General features: G+C 55.2%; 21 protein-coding genes, 1 tRNA gene and 2 pseudogenes. 13 read left to right on the top strand and 11 right to left on the bottom strand.

Going from position 1 to position 23,768, the window contains the following annotated elements; translation table 11 throughout:
* Positions 1-5: 5 nt before the first annotated feature.
* The 3 genes from bioD (at position 6) to bioB (ending at position 3,143) form a co-directional block, all read left to right on the top strand.
* The gene (gene bioD, locus HPC62_RS01610; protein WP_172353460.1) at positions 6-629 is read left to right on the top strand and encodes a dethiobiotin synthase; all 624 of its coding nucleotides are present in this window, start codon (positions 6-8) and stop codon (positions 627-629) included.
* Positions 630-645: 16 nt separating this feature from the next.
* Complete coding sequence (gene bioA / locus HPC62_RS01605) at positions 646-1,941, top strand: adenosylmethionine--8-amino-7-oxononanoate transaminase (RefSeq protein WP_172353459.1); 1,296 nt, start codon at positions 646-648, stop codon at positions 1,939-1,941.
* A gap of 212 nt (positions 1,942-2,153) precedes the next feature.
* Positions 2,154-3,143: a biotin synthase BioB gene (gene bioB / locus HPC62_RS01600; RefSeq protein ID WP_172358718.1), complete on the top strand. Its 990-nt coding sequence runs from the start codon at positions 2,154-2,156 to the stop codon at positions 3,141-3,143.
* A 70-nt stretch (positions 3,144-3,213) separates the two neighbouring features.
* On the opposite strand, the gene HPC62_RS24345 is transcribed toward bioB, so the two are convergent.
* From HPC62_RS24345 to HPC62_RS01575, 5 genes are all read right to left on the bottom strand, one after another.
* Positions 3,214-3,780: a M23 family metallopeptidase gene (locus tag HPC62_RS24345; RefSeq protein WP_225906897.1), complete on the bottom strand. Its 567-nt coding sequence runs from the start codon at positions 3,778-3,780 to the stop codon at positions 3,214-3,216.
* Between the two features lie 679 nt (positions 3,781-4,459).
* Positions 4,460-5,074 (bottom strand): hypothetical protein, encoded by a 615-nt coding sequence (locus tag HPC62_RS01590; RefSeq protein ID WP_172353458.1) that lies wholly within the window; start codon positions 5,072-5,074, stop codon positions 4,460-4,462.
* A 71-nt stretch (positions 5,075-5,145) separates the two neighbouring features.
* Positions 5,146-6,789, bottom strand: a complete 1,644-nt coding sequence (locus HPC62_RS01585; protein WP_172353457.1) for an ABC1 kinase family protein — start codon at positions 6,787-6,789, stop codon at positions 5,146-5,148.
* A 176-nt stretch (positions 6,790-6,965) separates the two neighbouring features.
* Positions 6,966-7,241 carry a UBP-type zinc finger domain-containing protein gene (locus tag HPC62_RS01580; RefSeq protein WP_172358716.1) on the bottom strand — a complete coding sequence of 92 codons (276 nt, stop codon included), beginning with the start codon at positions 7,239-7,241 and terminating at the stop codon, positions 6,966-6,968.
* Between the two features lie 165 nt (positions 7,242-7,406).
* A complete protein-coding gene (locus tag HPC62_RS01575; protein ID WP_172353456.1) occupies positions 7,407-8,621 on the bottom strand; it encodes an HhoA/HhoB/HtrA family serine endopeptidase in 1,215 nt (404 codons plus the stop codon).
* A gap of 946 nt (positions 8,622-9,567) precedes the next feature.
* Between HPC62_RS01575 and HPC62_RS01570 the strand changes: the two genes are divergently transcribed.
* Both HPC62_RS01570 and trpA read left to right on the top strand, forming a co-directional pair.
* A complete protein-coding gene (locus HPC62_RS01570) occupies positions 9,568-9,915 on the top strand; it encodes a DUF3007 family protein (protein ID WP_172353455.1) in 348 nt (115 codons plus the stop codon).
* 152 nt (positions 9,916-10,067) lie between these two features.
* Positions 10,068-10,868 carry a tryptophan synthase subunit alpha gene (gene trpA / locus HPC62_RS01565; RefSeq protein WP_172353454.1) on the top strand — a complete coding sequence of 267 codons (801 nt, stop codon included), beginning with the start codon at positions 10,068-10,070 and terminating at the stop codon, positions 10,866-10,868.
* A 229-nt stretch (positions 10,869-11,097) separates the two neighbouring features.
* Here the strand turns inward: trpA and HPC62_RS01560 are convergent.
* A tRNA-Cys gene (locus tag HPC62_RS01560) sits at positions 11,098-11,168 on the bottom strand.
* Between the two features lie 170 nt (positions 11,169-11,338).
* On the opposite strand from HPC62_RS01560, the gene cpdA reads away from it, so the two are divergent.
* Entirely contained in the window at positions 11,339-12,139 is an 801-nt protein-coding gene (gene cpdA, locus HPC62_RS01555) for a 3',5'-cyclic-AMP phosphodiesterase (protein ID WP_172353453.1), read from the top strand.
* A gap of 7 nt (positions 12,140-12,146) precedes the next feature.
* Here the strand turns inward: cpdA and HPC62_RS23810 are convergent, their stop codons facing one another.
* Positions 12,147-12,278, bottom strand: a complete 132-nt coding sequence (locus tag HPC62_RS23810; RefSeq protein ID WP_255548842.1) for a hypothetical protein — start codon at positions 12,276-12,278, stop codon at positions 12,147-12,149.
* 60 nt (positions 12,279-12,338) lie between these two features.
* Here HPC62_RS23810 and efp point away from each other — a divergent pair, with 60 nt between their 5' ends.
* From efp to HPC62_RS01540, 3 genes are all read left to right on the top strand, one after another.
* Positions 12,339-12,902: an elongation factor P gene (efp, locus tag HPC62_RS01550; RefSeq protein WP_068510736.1), complete on the top strand. Its 564-nt coding sequence runs from the start codon at positions 12,339-12,341 to the stop codon at positions 12,900-12,902.
* 49 nt (positions 12,903-12,951) lie between these two features.
* Entirely contained in the window at positions 12,952-13,452 is a 501-nt protein-coding gene (accB, locus tag HPC62_RS01545) for an acetyl-CoA carboxylase biotin carboxyl carrier protein (protein ID WP_172353452.1), read from the top strand.
* 257 nt (positions 13,453-13,709) lie between these two features.
* The gene (locus HPC62_RS01540) at positions 13,710-14,504 is read left to right on the top strand and encodes a DUF4079 domain-containing protein (RefSeq protein WP_172353451.1); all 795 of its coding nucleotides are present in this window, start codon (positions 13,710-13,712) and stop codon (positions 14,502-14,504) included.
* Between the two features lie 90 nt (positions 14,505-14,594).
* On the opposite strand, the pseudogene HPC62_RS01535 reads toward HPC62_RS01540, so the two are convergent.
* Positions 14,595-14,741, bottom strand: a pseudogene (locus tag HPC62_RS01535) (helix-turn-helix domain-containing protein); the annotation flags it as partial.
* 328 nt (positions 14,742-15,069) lie between these two features.
* Between HPC62_RS01535 and tnpC the strand changes: the two are divergent.
* Positions 15,070-16,170, top strand: a complete 1,101-nt coding sequence (tnpC, locus tag HPC62_RS01530) for an IS66 family transposase (RefSeq protein WP_315872759.1) — start codon at positions 15,070-15,072, stop codon at positions 16,168-16,170.
* Between the two features lie 28 nt (positions 16,171-16,198).
* Here tnpC and HPC62_RS01525 read toward each other — a convergent pair.
* Positions 16,199-16,360 (bottom strand): annotated as a pseudogene (locus tag HPC62_RS01525) (helix-turn-helix transcriptional regulator); the annotation flags it as partial.
* 133 nt (positions 16,361-16,493) lie between these two features.
* A complete protein-coding gene (locus tag HPC62_RS01520) occupies positions 16,494-17,804 on the bottom strand; it encodes an MATE family efflux transporter (protein ID WP_172353448.1) in 1,311 nt (436 codons plus the stop codon).
* A gap of 276 nt (positions 17,805-18,080) precedes the next feature.
* Between HPC62_RS01520 and HPC62_RS01515 the strand changes: the two genes are divergently transcribed.
* Positions 18,081-19,865 carry a M61 family metallopeptidase gene (locus tag HPC62_RS01515; protein ID WP_172353447.1) on the top strand — a complete coding sequence of 595 codons (1,785 nt, stop codon included), beginning with the start codon at positions 18,081-18,083 and terminating at the stop codon, positions 19,863-19,865.
* 94 nt (positions 19,866-19,959) lie between these two features.
* A complete protein-coding gene (locus HPC62_RS01510; RefSeq protein WP_172353446.1) occupies positions 19,960-20,445 on the top strand; it encodes a tellurite resistance TerB family protein in 486 nt (161 codons plus the stop codon).
* 48 nt (positions 20,446-20,493) lie between these two features.
* On the opposite strand, the gene nadA is transcribed toward HPC62_RS01510, so the two are convergent.
* Entirely contained in the window at positions 20,494-21,456 is a 963-nt protein-coding gene (gene nadA, locus HPC62_RS01505) for a quinolinate synthase NadA (protein ID WP_172353445.1), read from the bottom strand.
* A 480-nt stretch (positions 21,457-21,936) separates the two neighbouring features.
* Between nadA and bicA the strand changes: the two genes are divergently transcribed.
* Entirely contained in the window at positions 21,937-23,616 is a 1,680-nt protein-coding gene (gene bicA, locus HPC62_RS01500) for a bicarbonate transporter BicA (RefSeq protein ID WP_172353444.1), read from the top strand.
* Positions 23,617-23,768: the final 152 nt, after the last annotated feature.

Here is a 23,768-nt window from a genome sequence, read left to right as displayed (position 1 = left end):
CCGTCATGTTTCCAGAAAAATTCTTCATTACAGGAACCGATACTAACGTAGGAAAAACGGTCGTCTCTGCCTTGCTAACTCTTGGGCTGAATGCGTCCTATTGGAAGCCGATTCAGTCGGGGCTTGATCCGATCAGCGATACGGATTACGTGCGGAAAGTCACTGGTTTAGATGACTCCCATTTCCTGCCAGAAAGGTTCACGCTAACGCAGCCCCTCTCTCCCCATGCCGCCGCTGAGATTGATGGCGTTCAGATCTATCTTTCCGATTTTCAGCTACCCTCTCAACTGCCATATAAACCTCTCATTATTGAAGGGGCAGGTGGGCTAATGGTGCCGCTCAATGAAGAGGATTTTGTGATTGATTTAATCCGACAGTTTCAGCTTCCGGTTTGTCTGGTGGCTCGCAGCACGTTGGGTACGATTAACCATACCCTGCTGTCGCTGGCTCAACTGCGGCGGATGGAAATTCCTATCTTGGGTGTGATTGTGAACGGCCCCAAAAATGAGGGAAATCGAGCGGCGATCGCCCACTACGGCAACGTGCCCATTCTTGCAGAACTGGAGCCACTGGCCGAGGTCAATCCCGCTACACTCAAGCAAGCATTTGATCAGCTTTTTCGAGCTTAAATACCTTTTTAAAGCCATGCATCCTCACATTTGGTATCCATTCACCCAAGCGAAAACGGCGCTGGAACCGCTAAAGGTCAAATCCGCGCAGGGTGTTTGGCTAGAGCTAGAGAATGGGCACAAAATGATTGACTGCATCTCAAGCTGGTGGGTCAACACTTATGGACATTGCCATCCTAAAATTGCTGAGGCAATCTATCAGCAGGCGCAGCAGCTCGAGCAAGTCATTTTTGCTGGGTTTACCCATGACCCCGCAGAGCAACTGGCGGAAAAACTAGTCGCAAAACTGGGCGCTCCGTTTAATCGGGTCTTCTTTTCTGACAATGGCTCAACGGCGGTCGAAGTCGGGCTAAAGATGGCGTATCAATACTGGGTGAATCAGGGGCAGGCAAGAAGCACATTTCTAGCATTTGATGGAGCCTATCATGGGGACACCTTTGGCGCAATGTCAGTGGGTGCGCGTTCCTTATTTTCGGCGGTGTTTTCCAACTTGCTATTTAACGTGGAGTTTGTTCCATTTCCCTCAACCTATTGGGGCGATCGCACGGCTGAAGAAACAGAAGCAAAGGTGCTTTCAATCCTTGAGAAAGCGCTAGATGAACGGGGCGATCGCATTGCAGGAGTGATGATTGAGCCGCTGGTGCAGGGAGCGGGTGGAATGCGGATGTGTAGACCCCAGTTCTTGCAAAAACTGAGGGCGATCGCCCAGTCTTTTAACACACTGCTGATCTTTGATGAAGTGATGACGGGCTTTGGGCGCACGGGGGATTGGTTTGCCTGTCATAAAGCAGGCGTTTCGCCTGATATTCTCTGTCTTTCTAAAGGAATTACGGGCGGCTTTTTGCCGTTTGCTGTAACAGTCTGCTCAGAAGAAATTTACCATGCATTCTATGATGACGAGCCGCTGAAAACGCTGTATCACGGACATAGCTATACGGCCAACCCGCTGGGCTGTGCGGCGGCGCTGGCAGGGCTAGAGCTAATGACTGAATACGAGCCGCAGTTTCGCAGTATGGAAGCAAAACATCATGCACAGTTGGCTCAGTTGAAAGACCATCCTGCTGTTGAAAAATTGCGCGTTACGGGCACGATTGCAGCGATGGATCTGGTGACCCAAGAACGATCGGGATACCTCAACACAATTTCGCTGGAAATTCGTCAGCGGGCGATCGCCAAAGGTCTGCTGCTACGTCCACTTGGAAACGTTCTGTATATTCTGCCGCCCTATTGTATCCGTGATACAGAGTTGGCCCAAATCTATCAGGGAATTGGAGAAATCTTGACGGATTTGTCCAAAGATTTTCTAATTTGAAGTCACCTGAAGATTCAGGCTTCACGCCCAATTTTCAGCACCCACAATCAGCACCCACAATCAGCACCCACAATCAGCACCCACAATCAGCACCCACAATCAGCACCCACAATTAGATTCCTGAAAGCTTCTACCCGCTAGAGGGTCACCCGCTAGGGATATGATGAGAACCTGCCCTGATGTTTGCGTCAAGACCTATGGCTGCGTCTTCTATCCCTGTACTGCGCCACGACTGGACAACTGAAGAAGTTCTCGATTTGCTGCAACAGCCGCTGATGGATCTGGTGCATCGTGCCCAAACGATCCACCGTCAGTTCAATCCGCCAAACCAGATTCAACTGGCGACGCTGCTGAGCGTGAAGACGGGCGGATGTTCGGAAGACTGCGCCTACTGCCCACAATCGGCCCATTACAGCACCACCGTCGAGCCACAGCCAATTCACTCGGTAGAAACAGTGCTGGCGGCGGCGGAACGGGCGAAGGCGGCTGGGGCATCGCGCTTTTGTATGGGCTGGGCGTGGCGCGAAATCCGGGATGGCAAAGCGTTTGATCAAATGCTGGAGATGGTGCGGGGCGTGCGATCGCTCGGCATGGAGGCCTGCGTGACAGCGGGAATGCTGACTGACACCCAGGCGGAAAAACTGGCTGCGGCGGGGCTGACTGCCTATAATCACAACCTCGACACCAGCCCCGAATTTTATGGGCAGATCATCACCACGCGCACCTATGGCGATCGCCTGCAAACGCTGGAACGGGTTCGGCAGGCGGGCATTTCGGTCTGCTGCGGCGGCATCATCGGCATGGGTGAGGGGCTGGGCGATCGCGCCCGGATGCTGAGTATCTTGGCTAGCCTGAATCCGCATCCCGAAAGCGTACCCATCAACGCGCTGGTGGCCGTGGCGGGCACGGCGCTGGAAGCTCAACCACCCATCGACCCGCTGGAACTGGTGCGGATGTGTGCCGCTGCCCGTATCGCCATGCCCAGGGCGAGGGTGCGCCTCAGTGCCGGACGCAGCCAGCTCAGCCGCGAAGCCCAGGTCCTGTGCTTTTTGGCAGGGGCAAACTCAATTTTCTATGGCGATACGCTGCTGACGACGGGCAATCCCGCAGAAGAGCGCGATCGCCAACTGCTGGCCGACATTGGCGCAGAGCCGCTGGTATCTTGCCCAGAAACCACCCCAAAAAATAGCGTGAAAAAATAGCGCGGGCAAGAAGCCTACGCTATTGAAGAATTCAGAAGAGCTTCAGAAGAGTTTAAACTGTAGCGGCTGTCTACTCTTCTGCTTCTTCCGTGCGGGCAATTTGCGTAGGCATTTGCGGTAGCCCCTGGGCAGTTTGCTGGCCGCTGTACATGGCTCGCAGCACTAGTGCCGGGTCTACCCAGTTGTTGTCATACTTCAAACCCCAGTGCAGATGGGGCCCAGTGGTGCGACCCGTCATGCCGACACGCCCCACTCGCTGGCCGGCGTAAACCGTCTGCCCCTCGTAAATTTGGATGCCGCCTGCGCGATCGAGCATAGAGCGGCGACCGCCTGTGCGATCGACTCGCCCTTCCATGTGGCAGTAGATGCTGAGCCAGCGCCCAGCCTCCACCACAACCGAAGTGCCGCAGTTTGAGTCGTCCGTGACTTCTACCACTACGCCCGTTGTCCAGGTGCGGATGTAGCTGCCCTGGGGTGCGGCCATATCCAGACCGTAGTGAAACTCGTTGTAGTTATAGCCTTCAATGGAGCGGCGATAGCCAAAGGGCGAGGTGTATGCCTGGAACTGCTCTAGCGGGAAGGAAACATTGCTCCACTCGTTGCGGGCGACCACCTGGGCAACGTCAACGGAGGATATGTTCTGAGCCTGTGCGCCCGGTTCGCCTACGCTGATCGCTGTGGGATTGGCGCTGGGTCTGATGGGCTGGATCGTTCCCGTAGCGTTGGGGTTGAGCGTGGGAGTTGAGGTGGTGGAAGCGGGCTGGGGCGATCGCCGCAGTCTGGGAAAAATTGACCGAGTGGAGTCCGCAGGAGCCAGGTCACGGGTAGAAGGGTCGGTCACCTGGGGCATGAAGCGGTCGGCAGGCACAGCACCGGGCGTAGTGCGGATCGCGTTCTGGGTTGCTAAGGCATTGAGAGAGCGGGCTTCGCTCATTTTTTGATGGGCTTCTACTACGACGAGCAGAGAGAGGGCAATGCCAGCGGTTAGCAGAAATTTTCCTAAGTTGTTTGAAACTTCTCTCATGACGGAAATAGGTACAAGTCCAGTTCGGTTTCCTATGCCTTACAACCGCCAACATCGTACATCAGAATAAAACCGCTGAATTAAGAATTTTCTATCAAATCGTCATCCCCCGTGTGGGTAATTGATGAAGACTGATAGGGTGAAAAATAGTCGTTTAGAAGGTTGTTTGGGGCATTCGGCAACCTTTAAGATTCCCGGTTTGCACCTAAAACCGCACATTCTTGAAATAAAGAACGAATGTCCGTTTAAGAAATCAATTCAATTGTACTATATAAAAGTTCAATCAAAGCGACTACACGCCGAACTTTTGATCGGTTTCCGCGTCTTTTCTAGGCATTCCAATTTTTTCAAGTCCTTTCCTGGTAGGTACCCCGCCATCTGTAAATGTCCAAATATTCTGCCTGGGCTGAGGAGCGTAACTAATGTGAATGGGCCGATTGCCCCCATAGTAGTACAGCGAGTCAAACGGCAATCGCTGCTCTAGAATCCACTCTACAAGGCGATCCGTGCTATCGCTCAGACTATCAACACCGCTCTCCAACCCCACAATCCGAAAATCACAGGCAGCACCGAGGCGTGAACAGTAATACTTGCCATTTCGGTTCTTCTCATGTGCCATGTGCTGATCCCGGCTTGGGTCAACCCGCCCATTCTTCACCCCTGTCTTTGGGTCTTTCTGAGCCAGAAACCGCTTCAGATCCTTTGAACAAAAGCCATAGGTCAACTGAAACCGCTCCCTGCCGAAGTGAGCAATCACAGGGTCAAGGATATGCTGGCACAGCGCCTCTAAAGCTGGGATGGTTTCTTCCAGGTTTTCGGGGTATGGGGCAATCTGATCCGCATACTTCTGGTAGGTTTGCGTGCAGGTGCAAAACTCCTCCAGTGTTAGGTATTGACCAATCTGCATCGTGCTCGCCCTCTAAAACCATGCAAAGCCATGCTAGAGCTAGAGGCCGCTAATGAGCTAATGAACTGAGTTTAGCGCAGCCGCCCCGATCGCAGGATGCTGATAATTAGCCATAGCCCCAGGATGCTGGCGGCGGCAAACAGCGCCTCGCTGATCCACACCACGCGGCTGACGGGGGCGTTTGCGGTGATAATCGCCGCGCCCATGATTAGCGCTCCCACCACAATGCTGAAGGAGAGCCGATTGGCAGAAGAATCCACGGTGCGGCGCAAGGTGTCCAGTTCGCGCACGGTCAGGTTCCAGTTCAGCGTTTCAGAGGTGACGCGGTCGAGCAGCAGTTCAACTTGGCGGGGCGATTGCAGCGACAGATTTTTCACATCCAGCAGCGTCCGCAAGAAGGCAGGCAGCGGCGCATCGCCCACCAGCTTGCGGCGAAACAAATCGGTCATCAGCGGGCGAATTTGCTCTGAAAAGTTGAATTCGGGGTCGAGCGTGCGGGCAACGCCTTCTAGATTGGCGATCGCCTTTGCACATAGCCCCAGGTTTCCTGGCACGCGAATCTTGTTCTTTCGTGCCGCTTGCAGCACCTCATAAAACAGCAGGCTGAAGTTAATCTGCCCCAGGTTGAGGCTGTAATACTGCCGCAGCAGCCGCTCATAGTCTGTTTCTAGCCGCGTCAGGTTAATGGGTTCCTCCGAGGGCGCCAGTTGCAGCGTGAGCTGAGCGCAGCGCTGAGCATCCAGGCTGACAATGGCCAAGATTAGCTCCAGCAAGATGTCCTGCGTGCGGGGGTCGAGCCGCCCTACCATGCCACAGTCCAGCAGGGCCACGCGCCCATCGCTGAGATAAAACAGGTTGCCGGGGTGTGGATCGGCATGGAAGAAACCGTCTAAACAAACCTGCTGGAAAAAGGCTCGGAGCAACAGGTTGGCGATCGCCCGTTTCTCGGATCGCTCGTCTTCTGCGGGGGCAAACTCTGCCAGCAGCAGCGGCTTGCCGTCCAGCCACTCCATCACCAGCAGTTGGTCTGTCGTATGCTCCCAGATAATCTGCGGCACCACCAGTTGGGCCGGGTCAAACCAGCGGCTGCGGCCCAGATTGCTGCGGAGTTGGTCGGTATAGGTTGCCTCCTGGGTAAAGCGCAGTTCCGCCCGCAACGCCTGGGAAAATTCTTCTGCCAGGGTCACCACGTCGTAGAGCTTGCCAAATTCGGTTTGGGCCACTAGGCTGGCGATCGCCCGAATCAGGGCAATATCCTGCTCCACTACAGGCAGCAGCCCCGGCCGCTGCACCTTCAGCGCCACCTCGCGGCCGTCCTTGAGCGTGGCCCGATGGGTTTGAGCAATCGACCCCGCTGCCACAGGTTCCGGGTTAATCGCCAGAAAGACATCTTCCACAGGGCGCGAAACCGATTCTCGAATCACAGCTTCAATTTCTGCCCACTCTACAGGCGGAACCTTTGCCTGGAGCGTGCTGAGCGCCTCGATATAGTCTGGCGGCAACAGGTCAGGGCGCGTACTCAGCAGTTGCCCCAGCTTGACATACACCGGCCCCAGGTCTACCAGAATATTTCGCAGCACCGCAGGCGTGGGCAGCTTCGGCTCGTCCAGCTTGCCGCCCGACAGCAGCCGCCGCATATAGTCCCACCCGTGCCGCAGCACAACCTCAGCGATTTCGCCTTGACGGGAACTGGTCTGGACAAGTTGAGAGAGCATCGATACACTTCCCTGGACTGCCGTTGGCGTTTACAAAAAAGCCCCGCCACCTCTACAGCCTAGCGGGGTTTGTCGAGTTTGGGGTTAAGGTTCGGTTCAGCGCGGCTCAAAAGTCTGGCGCAAATCTGACGCAAGTCTGGCGCAGTGCGTCTGTTGCGATGGCTGCGGGCGCAGACTCAATACTCTTTTGCGGCTTCGTCTACAAAGCACCAGAGCCAGCCTTCGCCCAATTCTGCCGAACTCATGACTGGATGCCCCGTTTCTTCGTAATGGCGGCGGGCGTGCTGATGTTTTGACGAATCGCAGCACAGCATCTTGCCACAGGTCTGGCAAATTCGCAGATGCACCCACTGGCTGTTGATCCGGATGCATTCTTCACAGCGAAAGACCGGAAAATTTGCCTTGGGAATGAGCGTTTCAAGGGTCACATTGTTCAAATGTTCGCAGGAGATGGGGGGAGGTTGAGGGGAGGGTTGAGGAGTGCGGTTCCGGAGTCGGGAATGCACCGAAACGTTAGCGAAACTCTAGCACGGTTCGCCTGACTCTTGGTCGGATGCCCCAATAGCCAGCGGCCTTCGCGGCGGGGCGATCGCCCCTCAACCCCTCACTCCTCTTCCCTAGTTCCTGGCTTGATTAGGCAGCGGTTCTGGCGTGATATTCAGGCTAATGGTCTGCCCATTGCGGCGAACTTCGACCGGCAGCGGGCTACCAATGCGGCTGTTTTCGACCACCTGCTGCACCTGTTCCGAAGCGGTGACGGGCTGCTGACCCACTTTGGTAATTACATCGCCAGCGCGAACCCCTGCACGAGCAGCGGGGGAGTTGTTTTGCACGCGCACCACCAGCACACCCCGGTCTTCCTGAACCCGAATCGGGCTATTGGGGTCGTCGTTGATGTTTTGCTTCAGTTCAGGGGTCAAGTTGACCATTTGCACACCCAGATAGGGGTGATCGACCCGACCCGTAGCAATGAGCTGGTCGGCAATGCGCTTGGCAGTGTTAATCGGGATCGCGAAGCCGAGGCCCTGGGCGTTGGCGCGGATGGCGGTGTTAATGCCGATGACCTCGCCGCGCTCGTTGAGCAGGGGCCCGCCAGAGTTGCCGGGGTTGATGGCTGCGTCGGTCTGAATAAAGCTGGCCCGCTGATCGGGAATGCCGACTTGGGCGCTGCTGCGGCCTGTGGCGCTGATGATGCCTGCGGTGACGGTGCTATTCAGCCCCAGCGGGTTGCCAATGGCGATCGCCCACTCTCCCGGACGCAGCAAGTCGGAGTTGCCCAGTGTTGCCGTCGGCAGGCGATCGCCCTCAATCTTGATGACGGCAACATCGGTGACGCGATCGCCCCCTAGCACCCGTCCCTCAAAGGTTCGTCCGTCGCTCAGGGTCACCGTCACCCGGTCGGCCCCATCCACCACATGGGCATTGGTGATAATCAGCCCGCTAGCGTCGATGATTACGCCAGAGCCAATGCCTTGCTGTATGCGAGACGATGGCGGCATCCCTTCTTCGCCAAAGAAGCGTCGGAAGAAGGGATCGTTAAACGCCTCAGGAACGCGCCGGGTCACGGTTCGTGAAGAGTCAATCCGCACCACGGCCGGGCCAACTCGCTCGGCTGCGTTGGCAATAAAGTTTGACCCACCAGAGGCAAACGCCGCCGCTGCGGAGGGCGCAGAAACCGCCGCCGGAGCCTGCACCTGGCTAACCACGGATTCTGCGGGCATTGGTGTAGAAGCAATAGGAGCCAGCGCTTGATTGGCCAAGAGGCGATCGCCCGCTACTACCGCTCCAGCTCCCACCATTGTCAGAGCTAGATAGATCAAAGACTGTTTCATGGAAGATTTGCGCTCAGGCTTTCTAGAGGTCGTCACGGTGTCAGATTCCTCGCTATATCCAATTGTTCCCAAAATTTTTGTAGATTCAGGAAAGTGTCTTTGGTTTGAGGCAGTGGCGCTGAGGCATGACCACAAAATCGCCCCCAACACACACTGCCCTAGTGCTGAAATATGAATGCTGCGATACGTTTAGACAGCTATTGGTAGACAATGATTAGGCAACTGCTCTAGATCATCAGGTTAGATTGCCGGGTGAGGTCATTAAGCATCATTCTCTTCATAATTTAATCGGGAAATTTGTCAATCGAATGACAAGGCTGTCACAACCTTATGAAAAGATGCAACTCAGCCTTGAGCCTGCCTTTAGACGTAGACTGACTCTGGAGTTTGTCATCTGACTGCCTGACACATCTCTGGAAACCCCTGATTTCTCGTAGGGGACGCTGGCCCAAAAGCTCCTCTGACCAAGCCCTCCGGCTCCAACTCAGGAGCTATGGGCTTCGATCCCAAGACAACGAATTTTCTGGGCTTTCGGGACTTGTGTCAGGCAACCAGGTTTGTCATGCAAAGTTCATCCCCCTTTCACGACAGCGACAAACCTGGTTGATAACTTGAAATCACAGGTGAATGAATGCTCAGGGAGTCGGTTGTCCTGCACGAAAGCTTTTTCGGCATCAAAGCAGGGCCCCTCGGCTCCCTCTTTTTTTATGTTTTTTGGAAGCGGACGTGGCCATGATTTCTCTCCAGCGCAGCCGTCTTCAGTTTCAAAAACCGTTAGGGCTTACACAGTTGGAGAATTTCTCGCGGGCGCACTTGCGAGAAATCCTTCAAGACCCAGAAACCTTATCGTAAGTGCGTAAGTCCTAAACCGTTTTAGGATATCTATAATCTAGACGGTTTACCTCTAGCTTTTTCAAAAACCTCTAAGCCTGGAACGCTGGTCTGAATGCGGCGAATTGACGTGATCTTGATTGGGGTGGGTGTGTTTGCGGCGGGTGGCATCGTCTATGTCGTGTTGACTCGCCTGGGATTAACCGACCTCGATGCGGGCATCTGGACGCAGGCGGTGCTGACCATCGGGCTATTGGGCTGGCTGGTGACGTATCTGTTTCGCGCAGTCACCCAGAACATGACCTATAACCAGCAGCTCAAGGACTATGAAGATGCCGTGCTGCAAAAGCGACTGGATGCGATGACCCCGGAGGAACTGGCGGCGCTTCAGGCAGAGCTAGAGCAGGAAAAGGCGGCTGACGAAAACGCAGCGCTGGATGGTAAGGTATCTGGTGATCCTTAGGCGCGGCGATCGCCGCTCATGGCTCTAGGTGATAAATTCTAGGTGAAAAATTCTGGGTAGCAAGCTCTGGGTAATAAGCTCTGGGCAGCAAACTCTGGGCAACAAATTCTAGACAACGGCCCAGGCTTATAAATAAATCTACAGGACACAGCATGAAGTCGGTTTCAGATTGCATGGGGGCATTGCGCGATCGCGCTCAGTGTGCGCTCATTCCATTTATTACAGCGGGCGATCCTGATTTGGACACCACAGCCAAGGCGCTGCAAGCCCTGGATCGCAGCGGTGCAGATCTGATCGAACTCGGCGTGCCCTACTCCGATCCGCTGGCGGATGGCCCGGTTATCCAAGCAGCTGCCTCGCGGGCGCTCCAGCGCGGTGTGAAGCTAGAAGACGTGCTGGAACTGGTCAAAACCGTCAGCCCGACATTACGAGCGCCGATTATTCTCTTCACTTACTACAACCCGATTTTGAACCGGGGTATTGAGTCTTTCCTGAAACGGGCCTACGAGGCCGGTGCGCGGGGTCTGGTGGTGCCAGATTTGCCCCTAGAAGAGATGGACAGTGTGCTGAAACCTGCGGCAGACATTGGCATTGAGGTGACGCTGCTGGTTGCGCCGACCAGTCCTAAAGAGCGCATCCAGGCGATCGCCCAACAGGCCCAGGGCTTCATCTATCTGGTCAGCGTGACGGGGGTGACGGGAATGCGATCGCAGGTGGGCGATCGCGTGCAAGATCTGCTGCTAGAGCTACGCAGCGTCACAGATAAGCCCATCGGCGTTGGCTTTGGTATTTCAGAGCCGAGTCAGGCGCGGCAAGTTATGGAGTGGGGTGCAGATGCCGTCATCGTCGGCAGCGCCTTTGTCAAACGCTTGGCAGAGGGCGAACCGCATCAGGCCTTGGAATCAGTTGAAACCTTTTGCCGCAGCCTGAAGACATCGCTGCAAGAGGCATAAAAATTGAGCGCTTGATTGGGCATTTGTTGGGATGGGCAACTCACCGAACTTGAGGTAATGAAGTAGCAAATCAATCGCGTGCTTTAGCAGGTCTAAAGTAATAGGTTCAGTCCTTGATGCGTTCCCATAGAGGAGCAAAGGGGGTATCCCTGTGGCGCTGTGACATCCAACCCTGCGCTATAGACACTTGGCACTTCGTTCCAGATGCATCGTATTCACATAAAAATTAAGGCGGCACCCAGATTCGAACTGGGGGTGAAGGTTTTGCAGACCTCTGCCTTACCACTTGGCTATGCCGCCGAGCTTGCTGTCTTGACAGTCTTGACAGCCGACTTGTGTGTGAGGGACTTGTGAAGGGCTTGTCAGGGGCGATCGCTCCCTGCGAACAGGTTCTTCGTCCCACAAGGATCTAGTATATCATCCGAGGAAGTTGCGATAATTCTCATCTGAAAGATTTCTGGCGGGTTCCCATGCCATCCTCTGCGGGTTCGCCCTCTGCGGGCTTGAAGATTGTTCAACTGACCGATACGCACCTGTTTGCCGACGAGCAGGGCGAGATGAAGGGCTGCCAAACGGGGCGATCGCTCCAAACCGTGCTTCAGGCGGTGGCCCAGCGCCAGCCCCGGCCCGACTTGCTGCTGCTGACAGGCGACTTGTCGCAAGATGAAACTGAGGAATCCTACCGAGTTTTGCTGCGTCTGATTTCGCCGCTGGGCGTTCCGGCACTGTGGCTACCCGGAAATCACGATCAGGCGATCGCCCTGATGGAGCAGGTGCTTTCGGTCTTTCCCGCCTCGCCCCAAAAGTGCCTGCAACAAGGCGGCTGGAACCTGATTTTGCTGAATTCCAGCCAGTGGAACGAAGTATCTGGGCGGCTCTCCGACGATAGCCTGCGCTGGCTTGATACTCAGTTGCGCCAGTTTGCCCATCTGCCGACGCTCGTGGCGCTGCACCATCCCCCGCTGGCCGTTGGTTCCGCCTGGATGGATGCTATCGGGCTGCAAAATCGGGAGGATTTGTTTGCGGTGCTGGATCAGCATCCCCAGGTAAAGCTGGTGGTGTTTGGGCATATTCACCAGGAATTTGACCAGATGCGGCAGGGCGTGCGCTATTTGGGCACACCGTCTACCTGTGTCCAGTTTTCGCCAAATATCGACGAATTTTCGATTGATTTGACCCGTCAGCCAGGGTTTCGAGAAATCACGCTGTATCCGGACGGACGCTACGAAACGCAGGTGGTGCGGGCGGAGCGGCAAGCCTCTCTGGTGTAGCCAGTCTCTAGGGCAGGGAGGCTAGCTGTTCCCAGGTTTGCATGGCGGCGTTTGCATGGCGGCGTTTGTGCGGTGGCGTTTGTGCGGTGGCGTTTGTGCGGTGGCGTTTGTGAGGCGGCGTTTTTAGCCCGCTGTCCACTGCGTCCCCCTCAAGCGGTACAATGTATCGTCGGTTGTTCTTCTCTCATCACCTCGATTCATGATTTCCAGCAACGACTTTCGTCCGGGCGTGAGCATTGTCCTCGATGGTTCTGTATGGCGCGTGGTGGAATTTCTCCATGTCAAGCCTGGTAAGGGGTCGGCGTTTGTGCGGACGAAGCTGAAAAATGCCCAAACAGGCAACGTGGTGGAACGCACCTTCCGCGCCGGAGAAACCGTCCCCCAGGCGATCTTGGAAAAAAGCGTGATGCAGCACACTTATAAAGAGGGTGATGATTACGTCTTTATGGATATGGAGAGCTACGAAGAAGGGCGGCTGACGGCAGCGCAAATTGGCGATCGCGTCAAATATTTGAAAGAGGGCATGGAAGTGAACGTCGTCCGCTGGGGCGACCAGGTGATGGAAGTGGAACTGCCCAACTCCGTCGTTTTGGAAATTATCGAAACAGACCCCGGCGTGAAGGGCGATACAGCGACGGGTGGCACCAAGCCCGCCATTGTGGAGACGGGCGCTCAGGTGATGGTGCCGCTGTTCATTGCCAAGGGCGAGCGCATCAAGATTGACACCCGCACCGATACTTATCTGGGGCGCGAAACCTCGTGAGTTTTGGCTGGCTTGCTGTGACCGCTGGTGACGTGGGGCGATAAAAACCGTGGAATTAAACTTTAATGAGATTCTTGAGCTTCTGTCTCTGCTAAACCAGACCGATTTGGCAGAGTTTACGTTGAAAAGCAGCGATTTTGAGCTGATTTTGCGGAAGCAGGGCAAAGAGAGCGATCGCCCAACGGTTGTCGAATCCGTCGATCCGGCCCGCTTCATGCCGCCCCCGGTTGCCCCGGTCGCGCCCATTGCGCCCGCTGCGCCCCCGGCTGCTCCCATCCCCTCGCCCCCATCCCCCCTGGCCACCGAAAAGCTGGTGGAGATTACCTCGCCAATTGTGGGCACGTTTTACAGCGCCCCTGCGCCGGATGAGCCGCCGTTTGTGAATGTGGGCGATCGCATTCGCAATGGGCAGACGGTGTGCATCATCGAGGCGATGAAAATCATGAACGAAATCGAGGCCGAGGTAAACGGCGAAATCGTCGAAATTTTAGTGAAAAACGGTGACTCGGTAGAATTTGGGCAGGTGTTGATGCGGGTGAATCCTGGCTAAGGGCGATCGCCCTTCTTCAGGAATGCGTTCAATAAAGTGGGCCTTTCAATCAAGCGGGCTTTTAGTTTTTCAGAAACGGTTTTTTGAAAAGCGCTCAACTCCCACGCAGCCGCTATTTTCTCAGTCAAAATTCATTTAGAATGCAGGCAGTTTCCCTAAGCTAATCCTGAATCTGGAGATCCAAGCGGGGCTGTTGCACGTAGTTGCTTCAGGATTGAAGGATTCAGGCTGCTGACCTAATGCGGATCTAACCTGCCATGAGTGTTGAAGATATCGCTACACTGCTGCATCCGGCGATCGCCGTTTTCTTTGTGTTCCCCCTGATTGGTGCGGTGGTGTACTTTGCCTGGCAAACCCGTCAGCGCCGCTTACAGCTTGTTGCCGGAGACAAGAGCAAGATTCCGCCCATCGTCGGCCCCGACCATTTCAAGCTGGGCAAATGGCTGAGCGCTTCTGTCGTGGGCATCACGCTGCTGGGCATGGCGCAGCCGATTTACAAAAAGCTCGTGCTAGACAGCGGCAATTGGGCGGCAAATTCCACCCGGTTTTACCTAATTCTGGGATTCTTTATCGCCACTATCGCCGCACTGGTGTTTCTCTATCGCGCTGCCTCGCTGAATCCGCAAACTGCCTGGTTCTGGCGGGCCCTGTTTGCTATGCTCACGGGGCTAGGGATGTGGATTATCGGCTTCCAAAAGTTTCAGGCTGGCGACGGAAATTTGTACGATCTTGTTTTTCGGCGCGATTTTGAGTGGCAGGTGTCGCATTTCTACTACGGCATGATCGCCGCCATGCTGATGATTTTTTCGCTGGCGATCGCCCCTGACATCTACAGCCGCGACAAGGAAAAAGCCCTGACCTGGCGTAGAGTCCACACCGCGCTCAATACCATTGCCCTGCTGTTTTTTGTGGGTCAGGCCCTGACTGGCCCCCGCGACCTGCTAGAAATTCCCCTAAGCTGGCAAAAGTCCTACGTCGAGCAGCTTTATATCCAGAATTGCCAGACCCAGCCCTGCCAGGTGCAGGCCTCGCCTGCGGAAGAAGCGCCCTAGGGACAGGCAACCCCGTGATGGGATCGCGGGCGATCGCCCCTCTATCTCAGTGCAGATGTTGTGCTCGGGCAATTCTGCGGGTGCGATTTCCTAGCGATCGCTGTGATAGCGACTGGGGGTGGTTCCTGTCAATTTACGAAACTGCTGGATCAGGTGGCAGTGGCTATTAAATCCGCAGCGGAGCGCAATTTCCATAATTGGATCATCGGTTTGTTTGAGCAGTTGTTTTGCCGTTTCGTAATTGCTCAACTAGGTTGATCTGAGCAGGGCCATAGCAGAAGATGATAAGCTTTTGCCATGAAGGAACTGCCCTCCCTCGATGGACTGAGCCATAGCGAAAAGGATGCCCTGATTAGGCGGGCTGTGGCAGGAGTTGCAAACTTTGCGAGCGGAGGCGGAAAGGCTGAAGCAAAAACGGGTCAAGAAAACGTCAAAGAATTCGAGTCTGCCTCCATCTCAAGGCTTTAAGCCCAATCAGAGCCGTGTTCAATCAACTTCCGTCAAGGGTGAGGAAACGAGGCATCACCGCAACGGTGGGCGGACATTGAGCCAACAACCAGATCAAGTGGTGATAGCCCAAGCTAAAAGCTGTCCCCACTGTGGGGTCGAAGTTGACTTATCAATGCAGCGATTGAGTGGGATTTACGAGCGCATTGAATTGCCCCGATTGACCCCTCACATCACCCGAGTTGAACGCTACGGTGGGACTTGTCAGTGTTGCCAAAAGGCGTATGAGGCTCCGGTTCCAGTCGGATTAGAGCCAGGGTCTCCCTTTGGTACGAGTGTTGCGAGTCTAGTCACCTATCTACGCTACAGCCATGCGATCAGCTACCAACAGTTGAGCCACTTGATGGGCGACCTTTACGGTCTAAAGCTGTCGGAAGGAGCCATTGCCAATCTCTTGCAACGGGTGCAGGGGCAGCTAGAAACTCCAATTGCCAAGATCGTGGAACGTTTACGCAGTGCTCGGCTAGTTGGTAGGGATGAAACCGGGGCGCGGGTGAATGGGAAAAACCAGTGGGAATGGGTGTTTCAAAACGACCAGGTGTGTCTGCATGGGATTCGTCCCACTCGTGGCAAAACGGTCATTGATACCGTGATGGCTGGGCATCAACCGCAGATTTGGGTGTCTGACTTATTCAGTGCTCAGGCAGCCCATCCGGCCCAAGACTGGCAAGTATGTCTAGCGCATCAACTGCGTGATTGTCAGTATGCGATTGATGCAGGGGATGATTTGTTTGCGCCCCGGATGAAACGGCTGTTGCTCAAAGCCATCGCCTTGCAACGGCGACGACAGATCCTTGCCACCTCGACCGTCGAACAGTATTGCGCTCGATTGCGTGGGTCACTCCGAGAGCTTCTCAACTTGCAGCCCAAATCAGTCGAGGGACAAAGGTTGCTCAAACGCTATCAGAAGATTCGCGCTCATCTGTTACTGTTTCTGACCGATGAGGCAATCCCGCCGACTAATAATGCGAGTGAACAGGCGTTGCGCTGGAGTGTAATCTTTCGCAAGGTGACCAACGGATTCCGCTCAGACTGGGGAGCAGAGTTATTCGCTCAGGTGCGTTCGCTGGTCAATACTGCAAAGCGTCAGGGCATTTCTGCCTTTGATGCCATTTCTCGTGCCCTTACCTCACATCAGTTCGATTGGCTATTGGGTTGAGTAATTACGCCGTTTCGATGCGCTGCTAAAGCAAGTATTGATAGGGAGAAAGTCCGACCGATTGTCTGAACAAACGACTAAAGTGAAACTGGCTAGTGCCTAGCAGATTTGACAGATTCGCCAGCTTAATCTCCTGATCTAAATGGTCATTGAGATAGTCCAAAACTTGGAGCAATTGTTGCTGGCTCAGCCTAGCATCGTGCGCGATTTGCCCTTCGTCCGCTCCTATGTGCTGCAAGACGGGCATCTTTCCCATCGCTGTTTGCAGATGGCAGCATTGACAAATTCGAGCCAGTTCCCTGCTAATCTTACCCCGCTAATCTCTAGCAGCGCTCTAGGTAAGATTGCCGCAGCGCCCAGCCCAGCGTCACTGTGCGGGTTGCCATGAAACAAGTGAGCGCCAGCCACAGCAGCGCGTTGCTCTGAGTTTGCCAGGCGATCGCCGCGATGGGAGCAAAGCCCAGCAGCGATGAGGCAAGGGCCGACTTTCGCAGCACGTTTCCCGCCGTGATGCCGAGAAAATAGCCGTCGAGCATATACGCCAGGGAGCCGAAGCCCAGCAGCGGCAGCAGCCACCAGACCGACTGGCGCACGCCCTCCAGCACGTCGGCATGGTGTGTGAGCAGGCGAAACAGCGGTTGGGGCAACAGGGCAAACAGGAGGGCGATCGCCAGTCCGAGTCCCAGGCTCAGCGCTCCAGAGAGTTCCGCCAAGGCCCGCAGGCGATCGCGCTGACCGCCGCCGTGAAATTGGCCCGCGTAGGTTTCGGTGGCAAAGGCGAGGCCATCGATGAAGTAGGCCGCCAGCGTCACCACCTGAAGCAGCAGCGTATTTGCCGCCAGCACGGTCGTTCCCACCGCAGCGCTGAGGTTAGTAAACACTGCAAACGTGGTAATCAGGGCAAAGGTGCGAATCACAATATTGCCGTTCAGCAGAACCAGGGACTTCAGCGCTGCCGCGTTCCAGATCTTGGGAAACACTGCCCGCACCTGCGCCCCGGACACCTCGCAGCCCAGCAGCCCCAGTGCCACCCCCAGCATGGCGTACTGGCTCAGGGCCGTGGCCGCGCCCGCCCCTGCGCTGGCCCAGCCCCATCGCACAATCAGCCAGTAGTTCAGCACAACGTTCACGCCATTGCTGACCGCCGACAGCAGCAGCACCGCTCGCCCCTTACCCCGCCCCAAATACCAGCCCATCCACACCAGATTGAGCAGCGTCGCGGGTGCCCCCCAGATCATCGCGTTGTAATAGGCTCGCCCGGCCTGTTTTACCTCCGGTGCGGCGCTCAGCAGCGTAAAGCCAATCTCTCGCAGCGGCAGTTGCAGCAGCACAATCCCCAGCCCCACGGTCAGGGCGATCGCCCCACCCCGCAGCCCCGTCACCAGCACTTCGTCCGCGTCGCCCCGGCCTACTGCCTGCGCGGTGGTGCCCGTTGTGCCCATCCGCAAAAAGCCAAAGGTCCAGTATAGATAGTTGAATAAAACGGTGGCGATCGCCACGCCCGCCAGATGCCGAATCTCTGCCAAGTTGCCCAAAAACGCCAGATCCAGCAGCCCCGCCAGCGGTACCAGCAGATTCGAGACCATGTTCACACCGGCCAGTTGCAGGAACGGGAGCCAAAAGGGGTAGCGCATGGCAGAGGGTGGGTTTCAGAGTTAGGACTGAGAGAATTTTCGGTGACTTTGGAGGGCGATCGCCTAGACTAGACACAATCACCAGACACACTATCCCAGACACACTAACAAAGCTCTCAACAAGCTCTCAACAAGCTCTCAACAAGCTCTCAACAAGCTCTCAGCCAAAGCTCTCAGCAACTCGCTGGCAGCGATCTGCGACCCCGGCCGCTCGTTCTAGCCCAGCAACCCGTCTAGCCACTGACGGCTTCAATCGTTTTCAACCCAATTTTGCCCATGACCGCTACTCAAGTTCAGCCCTACACCGCCAGCGCCACCACAGTCCAGCTTCACTACACCGTCGCCATGTCCCAGCCAGAGACGCACCTGTTCGAGGTGACGCTGCGGGTTTCTGGCTGGCAACAGACCACGCTCGATCTCAAAATGCCCGTGTGGACCCCCGGCTCCTACCTGATTCGGGAATACTCACGGCATGTGCAGGATTTTTCTGTAGACTCTGGACTGACATGGGAGAAGATTAGCAAAAACCACTGGCGAGTTCACGCAAACGGCCTGTCAGAGATCACGCTGAAGTATCGCGTGTTTGCCAATGAACTGACCGTCCGCACGAACCATCTCGATACGACCCACGGATACTTCAACGGCGCAGCGCTGTTCTTCTTTGTGCCAGGGTTTGAGCGTCAGCCCATTCGAGTGACGATCGTGCCGCCCAAGCCATCGTGGAAAATTGCAACCACGCTGCCAGCCGTGTCGGGTGAGGCAAACACCTTTGAAGCTGCTGACTTTGATACGCTGGTGGATACACCTGTGGAGGTGGGCATCCACGATCGCCACGCATTTAGCGTGCTGGGTAAGCCTCACGAGTGGGTGATCTGGGGAACGGGCAACTACGACGCGGCAGATTTAATTCAGGACACCACGCGAATTGTGGAAGTAGAAGCGGCGCTATTCGGCGGGCTGCCCTATGAGCGCTATCTGTTTTTGCTGCATTTGTCGTCTCAGGGCTATGGCGGGCTGGAGCATAAAGACTCCTGTACCCTGAACTACGGACGTTTCAGCTTTCGAGCCAGGGAGAAATACAATCGCTTTATGCAGTTGGTGGCACATGAATTTTTTCACCTCTGGAACGTGAAGCGGATTCGTCCGAAGGCGCTGGAAGTCTTTGATTATGAATCGGAAAATTACACGTCGTCGCTTTGGTTTTGCGAAGGGACGACCAGCTTTTATGATCTGGCAATCCCCTTTCGGGCGGGACTGTATGATGCAAAGACCTATCTCAAAGAATTGAGCAAGGAGATCACGCAGTTTCTCACGATTCCTGGACGCAAAGTGCAGCCGCTGAGTGAATCTAGTTTTGATGCGTGGATCAAGCTCTATCGCCGCGATGCAAATAGCAACAACAACCAGATCTCCTACTACCTCAAGGGCGAAATGGTGTCGCTGCTGCTGGATTTGCAGATTCGCGCCAAGCACCAAAACGGGCGATCGCTTGATGATGTTATGCGGCTGATGTGGCAGCGGTTTGGGCGGGATGAAATTGGCTTTACGCCGGAGGAGCTAGAAGGGGCGATCGCCGCTGTTGCCGAAACTGACCTCACCGACTTTTTCCACCACGCGCTGCACACCACCGAAGAATTGCCCTTTGACGAATACCTGCATCCGTTTGGGCTATGTCTGCAACCCGACGACGTGAGCAGCGCCCCGCCCAGTCTGGGCATCACTGCCCGCGCCGAAAATGGCAAAACCATGATTCAGTTCATCGAAATGGGCGCTCCTGCCCAGCAAGCCGGCCTCGACATTGGTGACGAGCTACTGGCGCTGGACGGGCTGCGGGTGTCGGCGGAGCAGTTGGGCGATCGCCTGCAAAACTACCGACCCGGCGATACGGTGCAGGTCACGGTCTTTCATCAAGACGAACTCCGCACCCTTCCCGTCACTCTCGACCCGCCCTCCCCCAGCAATTTCAAGCTCACGCCCTTGCCGTCTGCTAACGATGCTCAAAAGGCACTTCTGCGGGGCTGGTTGAGTATCGACTGGGAAACGCTGTGTAACGCCATGTAACCAACTCTGGACAAGAAGCTTAAGCTCCAAGGCTCTCTGAATGGGGTGTGGTACTGTCTGAAAAAATTCCTCCATCACACTTGAGGAGATCTCTATGCCGCTACAGACACCGCCGCCACCGTCCATCAGCCCCAGTCAAATGAATCTGCTCCGCGTCGTTGCGGCGATGGCCTGGGCCGATGGCAACCTCGCCGAAGAAGAAGTAGACGTGATGCTCGACAGCTTTAGCGGACTCTTTGCAGCCGATGCGCCCCAAAAAGAAGAACTGCGGAAGGAGTTGCGGGATTATGTCATGCAAAATATTCCGCTAGAGGAACTCATTCCCAAGCTGCAAACGATTGAGGAGCGGGAACTGGTGCTGCGCCTGGGCTATGCCGTGATCAACTCCAGCGCCCGCACGCCCGATGAAGAACTCGTCAACGCTGAAGAAGCCGAAGCCTACCAGCGGCTTGTTAACCTCCTGGGCTTTGCGCCAGAAACGGTGAAGCGTGTGGAAGAAGAGGCGATCGCCGACCTGTCGCAAAGCGAAGGGCTGATCGAACGCCTCACCCGCCACTTGGGCGACTTCATTGGTCACTAAGCGTCCTTGTCCACCGACCCTAGCTCATCATCTCCCAGCCCATCATCTCTAGCTCATCTCCAACATGCGCTGAATCGGTCTGAGCGCCGCCGCCTGAATCTCCTTGGATAGAGTAATTTCAGGTCGGCGGTTTTTCATGCAGAGATACAGCTTTTCCAGCGTATTCAGCCGCATGTGCGGACACTCGTTGCAGGCGCACTGGTTCAGCGGCGGTGCAGGGATGAAGGTCTTGCCGGGTTCCGCCTTTTGCATCTGATGAATAATGCCCGGTTCCGTCGCCACGATGAAAGCGCGGCTCTTGCTTTTCTGGCAATAGCTGAGCAGCGCAGTAGTCGAGCCGATGTAGTGGGCATGGCGCAGGACGGCGGGTTCGCATTCGGGATGGGCGATGACTTCTGCTTCGGGATGCTCGATTTGCAACTGCACAATCTTGCGTTCCGAAAAGGTTTCATGCACCATGCAGCTTCCCTGCCACAGCAGCATCTCGCGCCCGGTCTGCTGCATGACATAGCGCCCCAGGTTGCGATCGGGGGCAAAGAGAATGGGCTGATCTGGGGGAATCTGCTGCACGATCTTCACCGCATTGGAACTGGTGCAGATAATGTCGCTGAGGGCTTTGATGTCTGCGGTGCAGTTGATATAGGACACGACAAGGTGATCCGGATGCGCCGCTTTGAACGCCGCAAAGGCATCGGCCGGGCAGCTATCCGCCAGGGAACAGCCTGCCTCTAGGTCGGGCAGCAGCACCAGCTTGTGCGGATTCAAAATCTTCGCCGTTTCTGCCATGAAATGCACCCCTGCAAACACGATTACGTTTGCATCGGTGCTAGCGGCCTGCTGCGACAGCCCCAGCGAGTCGCCAATATAGTCGGCAATGTCTTGAATATCGGGATCTTGATAGTAGTGCGCCAGGATGACCGCATTGAGTTCGCGCTTGAGATTGGCGATCGCCCCAAACAAATCCCTGGGCAGAGTCTCAGAATTTTGGTAAGAAAAAACAGTTTGTAGCACAGTTTACGGACTTTCCAGGTAGTCATTGGATAGCAGGCATGAATTAATTATAGTCGTTTTCACCATAAAAGGGGCAGCGACGACTCAGGATAAGTTGCCAGCTTAGAGGGACAGAGATGTTAGAGGGACAGAGATGTTGGAGGGACAGAGATTTGGTGAATTCACCCACCACTTTAGAAATGCTCAGGAATTCTTATCAATCAGTGCTTTACGTTATCCAGCGAACACTATACGCTTATACTCATAGTTCTAATTCTATTAAAAAGTCTCAGTTCATAGACTTAGGTCTATCTTGTTTATTAATTCATTGCCTCAGAGACACTCAAGAATTTTTATCGGTCAGCGCTTTACGTTGAGCATTGAACGCTATACGCTTGATTCATAGTCCAAAGTCTATGAACGAAATATGTAGTATAGACTAGAGGCTATGTTATTAATTGAATTTGCAACTGCTGCTTCAGCTACCTCATTTTTATCCCTATGCAAATTATCAATCACATCCACTTCAGGAACTTGCAGGGTGACCTCTTTGGCGGCTTGACTACCGCTATCGTCTCTTTGCCTCTGGCGCTGGCGTTCGGCGTGGCCTCTGGTGCTGGCCCCGTTGCCGGACTCTACGGCGCAGTCTGTGTGGGTTTTTTCGCAGCGCTGTTTGGTGGCACGCCGACGCTGATTTCAGAACCTACCGGCCCCATGACCGTGATTACGACATCCGTGATCGCCTCGCTGGTAGCTACTGACCCAGACAACGGACTGGCGATGGCCTTTACGGTGGTCATGTTGGCAGGCATTTTTCAGATCCTGTTTGGCATATTCAAGCTGGGCAAGTATGTTACGCTCATGCCCTACAGCGTCATTTCGGGGTTTATGTCGGGCATTGGCGTAATTCTAGTGATTCTGCAAATTGCGCCATTTCTGGGGCAACGTGCCCCCAAAGGAGGGGTGCTGGGTACGGTCACAAGTCTGCCAACACTGCTGGCCAACATCAACCCCGCAGCGGCCATTCTGGGTGGATTGACTCTGGCAATCATTTTTCTATGGCCGCGCAAGCTCAAGCGCTATGCCCCGCCACAGCTTGTAGCGCTGATTGTGGGCACACTGGCATCGCTGATGCTGTTTCCAGATGCCGACATTCCCCGCATCGGTGAGATCCCTATGGGTCTGCCTACCCTGCGGATGCCGACGTTTACCCCTGGGCTGATCACCACGATGATTGTGGACGCAGCCATGCTGGGAATGCTGGGCTGCATTGACACGCTGCTGACGGCGGTGATCGCCGACAGCCTCACCCGTACCGAGCATGATTCTAACAAGGAGTTGATTGGTCAGGGCATTGGCAACTTGGTGTCGGGCCTGTGCGGCGGGCTGCCGGGTGCGGGCGCGACGATGGGCACGGTGGTCAATATTCAAACGGGCGCAAGAACGGCCTTGTCGGGACTGACGCGAGCGGCAATTTTGCTGATCGTGGTTCTTTGGGCAGCACAGTACACTCGCGCAATCCCGATGGCTGTGTTGGCAGGGATCGCCCTCAAGGTCGGTCTTGATATTCTGGACTGGAGCTTTTTGAAGCGATCGCACAAGGTTTCGACCCGCGGCTCCATCATCATGTATGGTGTGCTGCTGCTGACCGTGTTTGTGGATTTGATTGTGGCGGTTGGCGTGGGTGTGTTTATTGCGAATATCCTGACGATCGAGCGTCTTAGCGAGCTGCATTCTCAGGAAGTCAAGGTTATCAGCGACACGGATGATGATGTGGTGCTGAATGATGAAGAAAAGCGCTTGCTGGACGAGGCAAACGGTCGAGTTCAGTTGTTCTACCTGAGCGGGCCGATGATCTTTGGGGTGTCGAAGGCGATCGCCCGCCAGCACAACGCTCTGGGAGACTGCGACGCGCTGGTGATGGATTTGAGCGATGTGCCTCACATGGGCGTGACTGCCTCGCTGGAAATTGAAAATGCGATTCGCGACGCAGTGGATAAGGGTCGGCAGGTCTATCTGGTCGGCGCAGCAGGGAAGGTCAAGCGCCGTCTGGAAAAGCTCGGTGTTTTTAACCTGTTGCCCCACGATCACCTGTTTACCGACCGCACAGATGCGTTGCGGATGGCAGTGAGCACGGTCAGCAGCTATCCCAAGGGACTGAGCCATCGCTCTATTTCATAGCGGTTTATTCTTCATAGCGGTTTATTCGCGGTTTATTCACAGCGTTTTACAGAAATCCGTTCCCTTCCAAAACGGTGAATCGCCCCGGATTCTTCAAAGAAATCCGGGGTTTTTTGTGCTTTTCATATCGAATTTTGAACGTTCTCTAGACG

It is taken from the genome of Thermoleptolyngbya sichuanensis A183, from assembly GCF_013177315.1.
In the GTDB taxonomy this organism is placed as follows: Bacteria; Cyanobacteriota; Cyanobacteriia; order Elainellales; family Elainellaceae; genus Thermoleptolyngbya; species Thermoleptolyngbya sichuanensis.
This window is presented reverse-complemented; position numbering and strand designations above follow the sequence as displayed.